Annotated in this window: 15 protein-coding genes; 6 read left to right on the forward strand and 9 right to left on the reverse strand. The window is 39.4% G+C overall.

Translation table 11 applies throughout. The annotated features are described in order from the left end of the window. Positions 1 to 23: 23 nt before the first annotated feature. Together V7201_RS21630 and V7201_RS21635 are read right to left on the reverse strand one after the other, a co-directional pair. The gene (locus V7201_RS21630; protein ID WP_335378824.1) at positions 24 to 179 is read right to left on the reverse strand and encodes a hypothetical protein; all 156 of its coding nucleotides are present in this window, start codon (positions 177 to 179) and stop codon (positions 24 to 26) included. Between the two features lie 87 nt (positions 180 to 266). Beyond that, on the reverse strand, positions 267 to 731 hold the full coding sequence (locus V7201_RS21635; protein WP_335378825.1) for a hypothetical protein: 465 nt from the start codon (positions 729 to 731) through the stop codon (positions 267 to 269). A 390-nt stretch (positions 732 to 1,121) separates the two neighbouring features. Here V7201_RS21635 and V7201_RS21640 point away from each other — a divergent pair, with 390 nt between their 5' ends. Together V7201_RS21640 and V7201_RS21645 are read left to right on the forward strand one after the other, a co-directional pair. Then, entirely contained in the window at positions 1,122 to 1,937 is an 816-nt protein-coding gene (locus V7201_RS21640) for a DUF2935 domain-containing protein (RefSeq protein WP_335378826.1), read from the forward strand. Between the two features lie 199 nt (positions 1,938 to 2,136). After that, positions 2,137 to 2,232 (forward strand): putative holin-like toxin, encoded by a 96-nt coding sequence (locus tag V7201_RS21645; RefSeq protein WP_335378827.1) that lies wholly within the window; start codon positions 2,137 to 2,139, stop codon positions 2,230 to 2,232. A gap of 225 nt (positions 2,233 to 2,457) precedes the next feature. Here the strand turns inward: V7201_RS21645 and V7201_RS21650 are convergent, their stop codons facing one another. Next, positions 2,458 to 3,315, reverse strand: coding sequence for a phosphotransferase family protein (locus tag V7201_RS21650; protein ID WP_335378828.1), 858 nt, complete (start codon positions 3,313 to 3,315; stop codon positions 2,458 to 2,460). A gap of 177 nt (positions 3,316 to 3,492) precedes the next feature. Here V7201_RS21650 and V7201_RS21655 point away from each other — a divergent pair, with 177 nt between their 5' ends. Next, positions 3,493 to 3,702 (forward strand): hypothetical protein, encoded by a 210-nt coding sequence (locus tag V7201_RS21655; protein ID WP_335378829.1) that lies wholly within the window; start codon positions 3,493 to 3,495, stop codon positions 3,700 to 3,702. Between the two features lie 121 nt (positions 3,703 to 3,823). Here the strand turns inward: V7201_RS21655 and qoxD are convergent, their stop codons facing one another. From qoxD to qoxA, 4 genes are read right to left on the reverse strand one after another with little or no spacing between them, the layout of a single operon-like run. After that, positions 3,824 to 4,123, reverse strand: coding sequence for a cytochrome aa3 quinol oxidase subunit IV (gene qoxD / locus V7201_RS21660; RefSeq protein ID WP_335378830.1), 300 nt, complete (start codon positions 4,121 to 4,123; stop codon positions 3,824 to 3,826). Beyond that, on the reverse strand, positions 4,124 to 4,729 hold the full coding sequence (gene qoxC / locus V7201_RS21665) for a cytochrome aa3 quinol oxidase subunit III (RefSeq protein WP_335378831.1): 606 nt from the start codon (positions 4,727 to 4,729) through the stop codon (positions 4,124 to 4,126). It abuts the gene before it with no gap. Continuing rightward, positions 4,719 to 6,695: a cytochrome aa3 quinol oxidase subunit I gene (gene qoxB / locus V7201_RS21670; RefSeq protein ID WP_335378832.1), complete on the reverse strand. Its 1,977-nt coding sequence runs from the start codon at positions 6,693 to 6,695 to the stop codon at positions 4,719 to 4,721. The genes qoxC and qoxB overlap by 11 nt, the downstream gene beginning before the upstream one ends. Then, entirely contained in the window at positions 6,685 to 7,710 is a 1,026-nt protein-coding gene (gene qoxA, locus V7201_RS21675; protein ID WP_335378871.1) for a cytochrome aa3 quinol oxidase subunit II, read from the reverse strand. The genes qoxB and qoxA overlap by 11 nt, the downstream gene beginning before the upstream one ends. Before the next feature lie 1,465 nt (positions 7,711 to 9,175). Here qoxA and V7201_RS21680 point away from each other — a divergent pair. The 3 genes from V7201_RS21680 to V7201_RS21690 all read left to right on the forward strand — a co-directional run bounded on the left by V7201_RS21680 (position 9,176) and on the right by V7201_RS21690 (position 12,937). Then, positions 9,176 to 9,403, forward strand: a complete 228-nt coding sequence (locus V7201_RS21680) for a hypothetical protein (RefSeq protein WP_335378833.1) — start codon at positions 9,176 to 9,178, stop codon at positions 9,401 to 9,403. Positions 9,404 to 9,546: 143 nt separating this feature from the next. After that, on the forward strand, positions 9,547 to 12,150 hold the full coding sequence (gene adhE, locus V7201_RS21685) for a bifunctional acetaldehyde-CoA/alcohol dehydrogenase (RefSeq protein ID WP_335378834.1): 2,604 nt from the start codon (positions 9,547 to 9,549) through the stop codon (positions 12,148 to 12,150). A 280-nt stretch (positions 12,151 to 12,430) separates the two neighbouring features. Continuing rightward, a complete protein-coding gene (locus tag V7201_RS21690; RefSeq protein ID WP_335378835.1) occupies positions 12,431 to 12,937 on the forward strand; it encodes an SDR family NAD(P)-dependent oxidoreductase in 507 nt (168 codons plus the stop codon). A 594-nt stretch (positions 12,938 to 13,531) separates the two neighbouring features. Here V7201_RS21690 and V7201_RS21695 read toward each other — a convergent pair. Together V7201_RS21695 and V7201_RS21700 are read right to left on the reverse strand one after the other, a co-directional pair. Beyond that, positions 13,532 to 13,732, reverse strand: a complete 201-nt coding sequence (locus V7201_RS21695; protein ID WP_207497661.1) for a cold-shock protein — start codon at positions 13,730 to 13,732, stop codon at positions 13,532 to 13,534. 178 nt (positions 13,733 to 13,910) lie between these two features. Beyond that, positions 13,911 to 14,678, reverse strand: coding sequence for a hypothetical protein (locus V7201_RS21700; protein WP_335378836.1), 768 nt, complete (start codon positions 14,676 to 14,678; stop codon positions 13,911 to 13,913). Positions 14,679 to 14,964: the final 286 nt, after the last annotated feature.

Consider the following 14,964-nt stretch of genomic DNA (forward strand, 5'->3'; position numbering starts at 1 on the left):
CAAGGCGCTTGCGCTTTTTGTTCTTACTTTTTATTTACTTGCTTACCGCTTTTCTTCTGGCTTTGTGATTTGGAGTTTCCTACCTCAAATTCTTTACCTAATTCAATATCGTTTCTTTTATCCTGTTTCTCGATACGCTCTCGTGTTTGATTATTATTTTGTCTGCCTTGTTTAGACATTTAGATTTCAGCTCGCTTTCTTAACGTTTTTTTTAATATGCTCATATCTGAAAAAACTTATTTTGCAATGTGTTGGAAAAGGGCGGATCATCCTTCTCCGCGAATTACTTTATCGTAAAACACCTGGAATCCGTACATAACAAACGATTTTATTAAAAAGATTATGGACAATTGAAGTTTGTTTATTCTTACAAGATAGCCGTATCCGACTTTTTTAAATAATTCAAGCATGAAAATCGTGAAAAAAGAATCGACTAAAAGATTGACTAATACATAAAGGTTGAATTTTTTATAAGTATATTTCAAGATCCAAAATGAGCCAACGAAGAAGGGTCCCCAAATTAAAGGGAGTTCACCTAAGACATTAGGTTTGACGTTAACAGGCCACCACCACCATTTTCTCTTCTCCGCGAGCATTCCTTCAAATGTTACATAAATGCCCATGAATAAGGCACCAGGAAGGAACTTTTTAATCGTCCGTTTTCCCAAAAGAGGGATGGTAAGCCACGGCAATATTGTTAATAGCAATATGAAAAATTTAGACTTCTTCATTACACAACACCCTTTAAAGGAAGAAATGATTTAATGTTGGATTTTTTTATTATTCCTTAAATCAAGTAAAAGATGAGTGTAAGTCGTGATTAATTTTATTTATTAAGGAAATGAATACAAGAATTGAATTAAATTCCTTGTTGATGTTAACCATCTGATGATTTGAGCGAATGTCAGCATGCTAATCAATTTTCGTCAAAAAAATTTAGCAAATAAATCATTTCTACTTCCTTTTAACAGTATTTATTAAAATAAGATTTTTTCAAAGCCTTTGTATTGAGAACCATATTTCACTGAATTTTAGGATGCTAACATTTTAATTTTTTACAACCAAAATAAATGTCGCTAGGATTGAAAAGATTTCGAGGAAATAAAGGAGGAAAAAAGAGAATGATTTCTTTATGGGATGAACATTTATTTTGGCTGGAGATGCTCCAGGATCACGCTTTTTTTGTAAGGGATCATTTATCCCCATCCGAGGTGCAGTATGTAAATATGGCACAGCAGTACATTCATTTATACGGAGAGCTGTTAACTGTTTTAAACACGATTCCCCGTACATCACAGTATTTTGACAGGCAAATGATTGAATTTGCAGGCCAGGTTTGGCCCGTTGCAAAAGGATATCTTGATTTTGAGGGCCATTTACAGGCATTAAGAATTGATAACAAAGTTAATCTGAATTTATCTCCCACTTATTTTAATGGTACTCAGATCGAAAATGCAGAATATTTGAGGATATTAAGCCAGTTGGCAGAGGGAAAAGACCCCGTACCTCTCCCTCTCCCAGAATTGATGGACCTTTGGCTGGAGGATCAGTTAGGCCACGCTGTGCTATTCGATAATATGTTAGATCCGGTTGAGGTCATAGCGAAAAGACAGGCTGAAGCTTTTATCAGTAAATACCAACTCTTTATTGTACAGAACCATCAATTAAAAGGATTTTTACGCGTAAAAGAACCCGGTTTTGCACGCCAAAGAGAATTCATTCATGACGTGGGAAGCACCACACTGGAAATGAATCGCTTTATCATCGGCATGGTGAACAAATTTAAATCAAATAAACTGCTCAACAAAACAGACCTTCGCTTTTTGGAGCATCATTTCCCGGAGACCTGTTATTTCCTCACGAAGCTTAGTTATTATGAACCTAGATTGAAAGCAGAAATCAGCAATTGTTCGTTAGTAAAACCGTCTTTTCATTAATTGCTAAAAGATCACCATGGAAGCAAGAAAAAAAGCCCTTCCAATAGGGTACGCCTTGATTTATTGTGCATTTGAAAATAATTTGAGTCTTTTTGCATGTTAGGAGGAAGAGTTAAAATATGGTATAATTTGCTCGTACAGCAAATTGCAGGGTGGGCAGAGGTCACCTCTATTTCGATATAGAAAGGGGGTGATGCTGTTGGTAACTTATGAGGCAATGAATTTGGTTGTGAGTTTCGCGACATTGATCGTTGCCGAAATTGCCATTGGTATTTCTTCAAACAAAAAGAAATAACCTACCCTGCACGCCAATGTTGGAATAGGTTATTTCTATTTTAAAGCGGCCGCTGCACTTCAGGCAGCTTGCTGTACACTAGAGTTCCGGTTGCCGCCGGAACTCTTTTTAATTTATGTTGTTTATATGTAAATTATATACATAAATCAAAATATTATCAATTAAAGCACTCAAAGTAAAATGTTTTTAGAAAGCTCAGGTTACTCGCAGAGAATTTAAAGGCTTTTAGCAAACAAAGTGAAAAATGTCCGTTTGTAATGTCCATTCCAGTCTACGCACCCATTCTTGCTGGACCTCCACCGGCGAATGATCAAGTTTATTTAAAACCTTCCAAACTTGATATAAGCAACAAGCCTTCAGTTCATCAGAAGAAAAGTTAGTCTGACTATAATGTTGATATTCTTCAATAAACAATGGATTTAATGATTTTGCATATTGTGGGTAATGCAGAAGTGTAAACCAGCACACCCAGCTCACATCGGATAAAGGATTTCCCCATTCAGCCCATTCCCAATCCAATACTGTTAGATGATCAGCTTCGCTCAAAAGCACATTGTGCATCCCGTAATCACCGTGTGTTAAAACCCATTCAGCTGGCAGATCATTTACTCTTTTTAGAATTTCAATTGACTGTTTAGCAAGCACTTCTGGAACGAACGCAAGATGATAATTCAATTCATTCATATTCGATGTTCTGATTCCGTATGAGTCATTCGCATATTTTCTGGAATGGATGCTCTTTGCAAGTATAGCTGCCATTCTTTTATATAATACTCTAGTTCTATCTGGATCATTATGATCGACAATCGATTGTCCATTTTGACCTTCGCAAAATTCTGATAAAGTGACCTGCAGGTTTGAGATTTCTTTGTGTTCATACAAAGTAGGGGAAATACCGGAATCGTGAAGGAGTTTAAGAGAATTCACTTCATTTTCAATGTTTGAAAGAGCTACTTTGGCCACAAGCAGTGGACTTGTGCCTTTTAAAAGAAATGTTTCATTGGTGTAGCCCCCATTTAACCTGACAGGGAGGATATCGCCATATTGTTCTTTAAAAAGCTCTATTAATAGATCCTCTGTCACATTTGTCCACTCTTTTCATTATTGAATTTGGCTTAATTATATTGTAAATAGGATGTTTGCTCAGAAAAAAAGATGTTAATGTGAAAAAATATTGAACTATTTGTGAACATTATGTGACATTTTTTCGTAAATTCTGTTAATATAAAAATTACAAACAAAAAAGTGGGGGAATGAGAAGTGGGAAAGCTTCTTATGTATTTTTATCTGGTAGTTAGCATTTATTGTTTTGTAAGCGGATTCTTAGCTTTGTATTCACATGGTTTTCAGCATGCTGTATTATCGCTGTTCCTTGCAGTTTTCAATTATGTGATGTTTTCACTTTTTAAAAAGGAAGGAAAGCTTCCAAGACTGCGCGTGATCAAGGGTCACAAAGAGGAACTAGCGTAATGCATTGCTGCATTTTGCAGGAGAAATCTAAGTGGAATTGCTTTCAAGTGGCAAAACTTTTAATAAAAGACTGTCAAAAAAAACAGGCGCTCCACTTGGAACGCCTGTTTTCCATTTATTTTTAATGTGAATGCCCGGAATACATGACCCAGATAGATCCTGCTACAATGACGACAGCGATGAACGCGGAGTAGAGGATGTTAATATTGTTCGTTACCTTGTCTTCGCCTTCATTGATATGCATGAACATAAATAGCTGGATGCCGGCCTGGACAACAGCAAGTGAGCCGATGATCCACATGACCGCTTTCATGGATAATGATGTCTGCAGGGCAACCCATGCTGCACCTAATGTTAAAATCAGTGACATGAAGAATCCAAGGACATGGCTGATTGGGAAACCTTTTGAGTGATTATCCATTTACATCACCAACCCTCTTAAATATACAAACGTGAAGATGAAAATCCAAACTACATCAAGGAAGTGCCAGTAAAGACCGAAAATGAAAGTCTTACGGGCAGTGATTGGCGTTAAACCGCGCTTCAGGATCTGGATGATCAACAAGGTAGCCCAGCCGATACCAATGGTGACGTGCAAGCCGTGCGTACCAAGCAGGACAAAGAAGCTTGAAAGGAACGCGCTCGTTTGCATTGTCGCACCTTCATGTACATAATGCATGAATTCTCGTACTTCCATGAACAAGAAGCCGCCGCCGAGCAGCAGTGTAAAAACTAGCCACATCAGCATACCTTTGATGTTGCTTCGGCGCATCTCATGGATTGAAATTCCCATAGTGAAACTGCTTGTTAACAATAGGAATGTCTGGATCATCACGTCTTTTACAACAAAGATATCCTGTTGTGTAGGTCCGCCGGCATGTCGGTGTCCAAGGACACCGTACACACCGAATAAAGTGGCAAAAAGTACGATTTCCGCTCCAAGGAAGATCCAGAAGCCAAGGATGTTCATCCTGTTTTGTTCAGTCTGGTATTCAAGCGGCAAAGCTGCATTGACTTTAGCTGACATGGTTCTTCACTCCTTTGCGTACATTTCTCCATTTGCCTTCTGTTTCAATGATTTCATCCTTGTGGACGTGGAAGCCTTCATCATAATCAAATGAACGGAAAGCAAGACCAGCAAAGATTCCAAGAGCAGCTACACCTGCAGCAATTGTCCATTCGAATACAAGCAGGAAGCCTGCGATTCCGAACACGGCACCCATGTAAATAGGGATCCATGTATTGCTTGGCAAGTGGATTTCTTCAATTTCATCTTCGCTCAATGGCTGGATTTCATTGTTCTTTTTCATATGCCAGAAAGCATCGATTTTTTTCACATCTGGAAGGGAAGCGAAATTGTAGTGCTGGACAGGAGTAGCAGTAGCCCACTCTAGAGTCCTCGCATCCCATGGATCATTTCCAATATTGCGGTCTGCATGACGCGCGCTCCAGTAGATGTTATAAACAAGAGCCGCAAAGCCAGCAGCAAGAATTACAGAACCGATTGCTGACACCAACATTAACGGTGCAAAACCCGTATCTGCTGAATAAGTGTAAGCACGGCGTACCGCACCGTCAAGGCCAAGGAAGAACATTGGCATGAATGTGACATTAAAGCCGATTACAAATAGCCAGAAATGCCATTTACCAATTTTTTCATTCAGCATATAGCCGAACATCTTCGGCCACCAGAAGTAAAGGCCAGCAAAAATAGGGAACACTACACCTGGTATTAATACATAGTGGAAGTGGGCCACTAGGAATAATGTGTTGTGATACTGATAGTCAGCTGCTGCCATGGCAAGCATGACACCAGTTACACCACCGATGACAAAGTTCGGTACAAATGCAAGTGACCAGAGCATCGCGGTGGTAAACTTGATTCGGCCTTTTCTCATTGTGAATAGCCAGTTAAATACTTTAACCCCAGTAGGGATGGCGATTGCCATTGTTGTAATCGAGAAGAATGAGTTTACACCAGCACTGTTGCCCATTGTAAAGAAGTGGTGAACCCATACAAGCATACTTAAAACCGAGATCATGATAATGGAAATGACCATTGATTTATAACCGTATAACGTTTTTCTAGAGAAAGTTGAAATGATGTCTGACAGCATACCGAATGCAGGCAGAACAACGATATAAACTTCTGGATGTCCCCAAAGCCAAAATAGGTTGGCCCAAAGCATATCCATACCGCCACCAGATATAGTGAAGAAATGGGTACCAAATGTGCGGTCAAATGTCATTAAAGCAAGAGCTACTGTAAAAATAGGGAAGCTCGCTACAATAATGATTGATGTGATGAAAGATGTCCAACTGAACATCGGCATCCTCATCAATGTCATGCCTTTTGTTCTCATTTTTAACACTGTGACAACGAAGTTAATACCAGTCATCAATGTACCAGCACCTGCAATTTGCAAGGCTACTGCGTAAAAGTTGTTCCCGATGCCAGGACTAAATTCCTTGCCTGCCAGAGGGAAGTAGGAAGTCCAGCCGGCATCCGGTGAACCACCAATGATGAACGAAATATTGAAGAGCGCCGCACCGGCTACTGTAAGCCAGAAGCTTAGGGCGTTCAACTGTGGAAAAGCAACGTCACGGGCACCGATTTGCAGCGGAACCACAAAGTTCATTAGTCCAATCAATAGTGGCATCGCAACGAAAAGAATCATGATGACACCGTGTGTGGTGAATACTTCATTATAGTGCTGCGCGTTCAAAAATGTATTTTCAGGAACGGCTGTCTGGCCTTTCATCATCAAGCCGTCAATACCACCGCGGAAAAACATGACCACACCGACCAGGATGTACATGATCCCGATTTTCTTGTGATCAACAGTGGTCAGCCAATTAGTCCAAAGCCAATTCCACTTTTTAAAATAGGTAAGTGCAGCTATGATCCCAACCATCGTCAGGGCAATTCCGATTTGTGAAGCAAAAATCAATGGATCGCCTGTTACAAAAAATTCATCCCATTTAATGCCCACTATGCTCACCCCCGTGCTCGTCAGTAGTTTCAGATTCTTTATGATTCATATTTTCATGATTTTCATGATTTGTTTGTTCATTCTTGCCGTTTTTGTTTTTGTAGTTATTTTCATCTTCAAAGATCTTACCTGGCCAGCCATGTCCTGGATAATACATTTCTGGATTTGTGTAATTCTTTGAATTATGGTCAGAATGGTCGACCCATTCTAAGTGAGTATTTGAGAATGTCTTGCGTCCAAAGTGAGAAGGCTCAAGCATTTTTTCATACTCTGGTAATGTCATCTTTGGAGCAGTTTCTTTTACTTCTTTAACCCATTTATCAAACTCTTCTTGTGTCTGAGACAAGACTTCAAACTCCATGCCAGCATATCCCTTACCATTGAAGTTCGTATTACGGCCAACATATGAGCCAGGGTTGTCAGCTACCAGATAAAGCTGTGTTTCAGCATGTGCCATCGTATATTTCTGGCCGCCAAGAGCAGGGACCCAGAAGCTTTGCATCGTTCCAGCTGAGGTCAGCTTGAAATCAACAGGACGGTCTTCAGGGATATTAACGTAGTTAACCGTTTCAATTCCTTGCTCAGGATAGCTGAAAATCCATTTCCAGTCAGCTGAAGTCACTTTAATGACAAGAGGTTCTTTGTCTTCATAGCCTTTTGGTACTTCATCTATTGCATATATCGTTTTTACCGTCGGAATGGTCAAAGCGACGATAATCAGGATCGGGATAACAGTCCATATGATTTCCAATACAGTGCTGCCATGTTCTTCTGGCGGCTCATATCCCATATTATCCTTGCGTTCTCGGTATTTCCATACAATGAACGCAAAGAGGCCGAATACGACAACCGTAACTAATAGCATCAATGCAATTGAAAAGTTTATTAAATCGAGAATTTGCCTTGCAATCGGTCCTTCTGGATTGAACACGACCATATTATTCTCACAGCCGCTCAATAACAGTACGACGATCATTGAGGTGAGTGAAAGCAATAGAAGTTTTGATTTCTTCATCACTGATTGCAGCTCCTTTCAGATAAAAACCTTGTTCATTATATCACATACTTTTGCTCATTCGTTCACAAAGATTTCGAAACTACCCCTGAATAAGCCGGTAAGTTGTGGCAAAAGGTGTGATAAAAATCACAGCAGTACTCTTATAACAATGATTCTAACATAGAAATTTGTACACCTTACTAGGTAATTGTGAACAAAATATGAAAACATAAAATGGTATTCCTGTGAAATGTTTGTGAAGTGGATAGACGCCAAAAACCCAAGGTTTCTCTTAAAGAAGCCTTGGGGTCAAGCGAGGGTTACTACTATTTTAAGATATCTTATTAGTTTCTATATATGTTTCCAGAGCTGGATGAATTTTTTGATAATGCTTATTTAGAAACATTTTAATCCTGCTCGATTTGGAACCAGCATCAGCATTCGTCACTAATATGATGTCGGATTTCGGACATCAATGGTTATTCCGACCAATAGATTATGGATTATTTAGAAGTGCGGCTGTGGAAGTAATAAAATAAGATTTATAGTCTTCCACTAATAAAAATCCTATATGTCTATTAAAATGACCATCAATATGTACATGAAATTGACGATCATTTTTTATTGATCAAACGTGAATCACAATAAAAATAGGCTTTAAAATGTGTTCCAATTTGTATATTGAAATGTAAGGTTACAGAGATTTCTGTTAGCTCATAAATTGGACTGCAAAATGCTGTGTTTTTTATTTGCAAAACCACGTTTTTCTTTGGCTCTGCCATGATTCAATGATGATTTCTTTATAGATATGAGAATGAATAAGCGGAGAATTTCCGGCTAATCTGTATAGAGGAAGCTTAAGTAGCGAAGATAAGCGGAGATATTCCGGTTAACTGCTCTAAATAAGCCGAAACCCAAAGGTTTGGATCATATAAGCGGAAAAACTCCGCTTATTCTTAAGGAAATATGGGTGTTTCCCAATTTAAACGGAATTTCTCCGGTTATTTTTCTAACACACACAGTTCAGTCTATAAAGTATTTTGACCATAATACGCATTAAACACCATTTGTAATATTCTGACATAACCTCTGCATTTATGCTGGACAAATATATAACAATATAAGCAGATTTTTAAATTTATTTTTATAAAAAGACAGGCATCCGAACCCGTTAATAATATGATCGGGTTTTAAATTATTTATCAGTACATATAAAATAAGAAGTATATAAGGAAAGTACATACTCAATTAATTTAAAATCAGGGAAATAATCATCCTTAATGTAATCCAGGACAATATTATATTAAAATATTAATTAAAATGAAAGCGCTTTACTTTTAAAGGTGCGATAAATTATACTTTATCGATAAAACATGTATTCAATTAAAATGTATAAAGTTCATAGTTTGTTCAATATTTCACAAACTATTATTCTAATCATATGATATCCTTTAATTAGAAAAGGAAAAAGGAGTGAGAGTAAATGATTTATTGCGAATTTAAGCCTTTCTCGACTGATACTGAAACTTATACGCAGGAGGTTTTTGAAGAATTAGCGGGTGATGAGTTTGAAGCGATGATGTTTATGGAAAATGATAACATACCCGCTTACATCTGGACAGTTAACTTTGTCATCATCGTGAAAAGGGGTTCAAGATACATCACGGATTTATCCTTTGAAAAAATTCCGAGAAATCCAGTTTGTGAGTAATATATTTTTTTGTAACTTATTGTGAAATACTTCACAATGAATCGGAAGATTAACAATCTTACCAACAACGGCTACATACAACACACCAACAAAACAAATCCCGCAAAAACCATGTAAAACAAAATTAATTGGAGGTTTTAAATATGGCGACAACAGAAAAAGTAATAAAAGAACAGCAGCCAGTAACTAAAATGGTCGATAGCCTGGTGGAAAAAGGGCTTAAGGCTCTAGGGGAAATGCGAGAGCTTAATCAGGATAGCATCGATAGCATCGTAAAGCAAATGGCGCTGGCAGGGCTGGATCAACATATGCAGCTTGCCAAAATGGCAGTTGAAGAAACAAAGCGTGGTGTATATGAAGATAAAATCATCAAGAATATGTTTGCAACTGAATATGTGTATCACAACATTAAGTACGATAAAACCGCGGGGATCATCGAGGAAAATGAACATGAGGGCATGATCACGATTGCTGAGCCTGTAGGGGTTATTGCTGGGGTTACACCGGTAACGAATCCAACCTCAACAACGATGTTCAAAGCACTGATTTCGATTAAAACAAGAAACCCGATCATCTTTGCCTTCCATCCATCTGCGCAAAAATGCAGCAGCGCGGCTGCGAGGATTTTAAGGGACGCCGCAGTTAAAGCAGGTGCTCCTGAAGATTGCATACAATGGATTGAAAAGCCATCCTTAGAAGCAACACAGGCTTTGATGAACCACCAGAAAATTTCACTTATTTTAGCAACGGGCGGTTCAGGCATGGTTAAATCAGCATACAGTTCAGGTAAGCCAGCTCTTGGAGTTGGACCTGGCAACGTACCTTGTTATATTGAAAAAACAGCTAATGTAAGGCGTGCAGTCAATGATTTGATTTTATCAAAGACATTCGATAATGGCATGATTTGCGCATCAGAACAGGCTGTGATCATCGATAAGGAAATTTACAATGATGTGAAAAAGGAAATGATTTCAAACAGATGCCATTTCCTCAACGATGAAGAAAGAGAAAAGGTCGAGAAGCTGGTGATCAATGAACATAGCTGTGCGGTTAATGCGGATATCGTTGGAATGCCAGCTTATAAAATCGCTCAGATGGCTGGAGTTGAGGTTTCTGAAGATACAAAAATCCTGATTGCTGAATTGAAGGGTGTAGGCCCGCAATACCCGCTATCACGCGAAAAATTAAGTCCTGTATTGGCTTGCTACAAGGTAAACAGCACTGAGGATGGCTTAAAGCGTGCTGAAGAGATGCTGGAATTCGGAGGGTTAGGTCATTCTGCCGTGATCCATACAAGTAATGATGACGTCATTAAGGCATTCGGGCTAAAAATGAAAGCTGGCCGTGTAATCGTGAACGCCCCTTCATCACAGGGTGCGATTGGGGATATCTACAATGCTTATCTGCCATCTCTGACTCTTGGCTGCGGAACTTATGGAGGAAACTCAGTTTCTACGAATGTTGGAGCAATCAACTTGATCAATGTCAAAAAAGTAGCGAGAAGGAATGTGAATATGCAGTGGTTTAAGGTCCCTTCAAAGATTTATTTTGAAAAAAATTCAACGCAGTATCTAACGAAGATGCCGAATATTTCAAAGGCATTCATCGTAACCGATCCAGGAATGGTAAAGCTTGGGTATGTTGACAGAGTGCTTTATCACTTAAGGAAGCGACCTGACTACGTTCACTGTGAAATTTTTTCAGAAGTTGAACCTGATCCTTCAATCGAAACAGTGATGAAGGGTGCGGAAATGATGGCAAACTTCCAGCCTGACGTCATCATCGCACTAGGCGGTGGTTCTGCGATGGACGCAGCAAAGGGAATGTGGCTGTTCTATGAGCACCCTGAGGCAGAATTCCACGGACTGAAACAGAAGTTTCTCGATATCAGGAAGAGAATCGTGAAATATCCTAAGCTTGGACAAAAGGCTCAATTTGTTGCAATCCCAACAACTTCAGGAACTGGTTCTGAAGTAACGTCCTTCTCTGTCATCACGGATAAAAAGGCAAATATTAAATACCCGCTCGCTGACTACGAATTAACACCTGACGTAGCAATCGTTGACCCGCAATTTGTCATGACCGTTCCGAAGCATATTACCGCAGACACTGGAATGGATGTATTGACACATGCGATAGAAGCCTATGTCAGCTGTATGGCGAATGACTATACGGACGGATTAGCGATTAAGGCAATACAGCTTGTGTTTGAATACTTGCCTAGGGCATACCGAAACGGCAAAGATGAAGTAGCTCGCGAAAAGGTGCATAATGCATCAACAATTGCAGGTATGGCCTTTGCTAATGCATTCCTTGGCATCAATCACAGTCTGGCTCATAAGCTCGGTGCAGAATTCCATATCGCACATGGACGTTCCAATACAATCCTTATGCCGCATGTCATTCGCTATAATGCAACGAAGCCCAAGAAATTCACTGCTTTCCCTAAATACGAAAGCTTTGTAGCGGATCAACGCTATGCGGAGATTGCAAGAATTCTTGGATTGCCAGCACGCACGACTGAAGAGGGAGTAGAAAGTCTTGTGCAGGCAATAATCAAACTCGCAAAGGAAATGGATATTCCAATGAGCATTGAAGCGAATGGTGTAGACAAGGATGAATTTGAGGCAAAGGTAGATCTACTTGCAGACCGTGCATTCGAAGATCAATGCACAACAGCCAACCCTAAACTTCCACTTGTATCAGAGCTCGCTGAGATTTACAGACTCGCATTTAAAGGTATATAGAGAAAAAAGAACCAGCTCCATTTAAACTGGAGCTGGTTCTTTTTTGGTTGCACTTGAATTTAAACAACTATCACTGAGCATATTCCCATAAAACAAAAAACCCCGCTCTTTAACAGAGCAGGGAAATGAAGCAATAAAGAAAACGGTATTCACAGTATAGCACACTGTTTGTCAGTTCCCTAATGTTTTTTTATAAATTGTATAGACAAGCTCCAGGAAGACCATAAAGGACGGCCATGATAAACTATAGGATAATATGAAAAATTGAGGTGTTACTATTGTGTTAAATGAAAATCTGCAGGGAAAGACAGTCATTATTACTGGAGCAAATAGCGGCATTGGTTTTGAGGCTGCAAAGGATATTGCTAAAAAGGGAGCACATGTTATTATGGCTGCTCGCAACATGGAAAAAGGGCAAACTGCGATGAATGCAATTTTAATAGAAAATGCAAATGCTAAGGTTGAATTGATGCAGCTTGATTTGGCGGATCTCAATAGTGTCAGGGCATTTGCGAATGCTTTTACAGGCCGCTTTAATCAATTGAATCTTTTGATTAATAACGCCGGGGTGATGATTCCTCCTTATGGTAAAACAAAGGATGGGTTCGAACTCCAATTTGGAAGTAACCATCTTGGCCACTTTGCTTTGACGGGTTTATTATTGCCATTACTTAAGGATACAACTGGTTCACGTGTAGGAACCTTGAGCAGCATTGCCCACAGGGGAGCTTCGATTGATTTTAATAATCTCGATGGCTCTAAAGGGTATAAGGCCATGAAGTTTTAAGGCCAGAGCAAGCTGGCAAATTTATTGTTCGCAAAGGAGCTCGACAATCGCTTCAAGCTGCATGGGGTCAAGACGCTTAGTATCGCATGTCATCCCGGTATATCAAATACAAATCTCTTTAAAATGGGAAAATCTGAAACTCCCGGATATATGAAGCGAATTATGAATATCTTTTTCCAGCCTGCCCATATGGGGGTGCTCCCAACACTTTATGCTGCCACGGAAGAAAGTTTACTGGGTGGGGAATATATAGGTCCTGATGGAAGAGGGAATCGGAAAGGTTTTCCTGCCATTGAAACCCCTGCGCCTGGGGTGTATAACGAAACCACTATGGAAAAGTTGTGGGAAGTCTCAGAGGACTTGACTGGGGTAAAGTATCATTTTTAGATTGATCCATTAGGTGCCAGGATAAAAAATGTGGCACCTTTTTAATAGAGGTAACACAATATTGGGCACGAAGAGAGGTCAAGTACCCTGATTCTGCTTAACGTAACTAGATAACACACCTGCTCATAAAATGGAGCAAGTGTGTTATGGTTTTTACGCAGAAAAAAACAGACCCTCTGATAGAGGATCTGCTTTAGAAAGCTATAATTAAGCTTTTTGAACGTTAGCAGCTTGTGGTCCACGAGCGCCTTGCTCAACGCTGAAAGTTACTTTTTGACCTTCGTCTAATGATTTGAAACCTTCGGACTGGATAGCAGAGAAGTGTACGAATACGTCTTCGCCAGCTTCACGCTCGATAAATCCAAAACCTTTTTCTGCATTAAACCATTTTACTGTACCTTGTTCCATTTTTGTTGCCTCCTAGTGCTATGTGCACAATATGTTACTATCCTTGCCCAAAGTGATCATTAAGACGAAAATTGCTATCCTTTACACCGAACAAAAATAATTCTCCTTTATAGTAACAGGAAATGGAACTAATAGCAAATGAAATAAATATATATATCCTTTTTGTGAGTTTAGGAATCTATTTTCTGCTGTCAGTATCCATTAATTCAGATGTGACCAGCATTTCAGATCCACTGCTGTCCTTCATATAAAATTCCTTTTTGACCAGGCCGTACTTTGGAGCCCAGTATTGTCTTGATATACTGCCGTCTTGATTTTCCTGCTCTAAAACAACCGTCTTTTTAATGGAGCCGATCGGGAGGAGGAGATTCTTTTTTGATGAGACAATCTTCCATCCATTTATAACAGTGCCCTCTGATATTGGGTTTGTCAGGATAGGAATCTCTTTAAAATCTTTCTCAAGAGATGTGACTGCCGGAACATCTTTTTCATAATACTCTGGCTGCTGGTAAACAATAAAAATACCTTTGTCGGTTAACTTGTATATCTTTAACATGCTGGTTCCGCCATTGCTGATAATGGTCGGCAAGTAATTGCCCTGCATTTTGAATACAGTTTCCTTCTCTTCGGCAAATTCATTTCCTGTTCCCTTGAAGTATTTGATCTGGTTTTCTGCAGGGAAATATTCCTTTAAAGATCTCTCCTGGTCGGACTGGCCAGGCTTAGAATCAGGGTGGGTGGGGGAAGTTGTCGGCTTAGTGGGCGTATCATTGGTCTTACCTTGGTCATTCGTTACTGGTTTTTCATCACTGTCTCCTTGCTTGGGTTGATCCGTTGGGTCATGAGCGGAATCTGCTGGTTTTTCCTGCTCATATTTACTATTGGACTGGAAAACGCTGCATCCAGCCAGAGTTAAGGACACTAACAATATAAAAAATGCTCTCATGTATTTCACATCCATCCTTACAGATTGTTTCATTCATTTGACGGATTTTAACAATGGAAAGTTTCTTAGTGATCTAGAAATGGGCTTCAGATTTATATATAGATTTTAACAGAAATTTGAAGAATTTAGATTGAACCTTATCACAAAATGGAGAGATTAAACAAAGGCTATGTTAAAGATGAATGTTGATTTTAAACCCTGTTGATTGTAGTGGAAGGCGCGAAGACTCCTCGAAAATACTAACGCATTTTCTTCGTGCGTGGGTCCATTCGAGGAAGCTATTCAG

Source organism: Bacillus sp. JJ1122 (genome assembly GCF_036964885.1).
Classification (GTDB): Bacteria; Bacillota; Bacilli; order Bacillales; family Cytobacillaceae; genus Mesobacillus.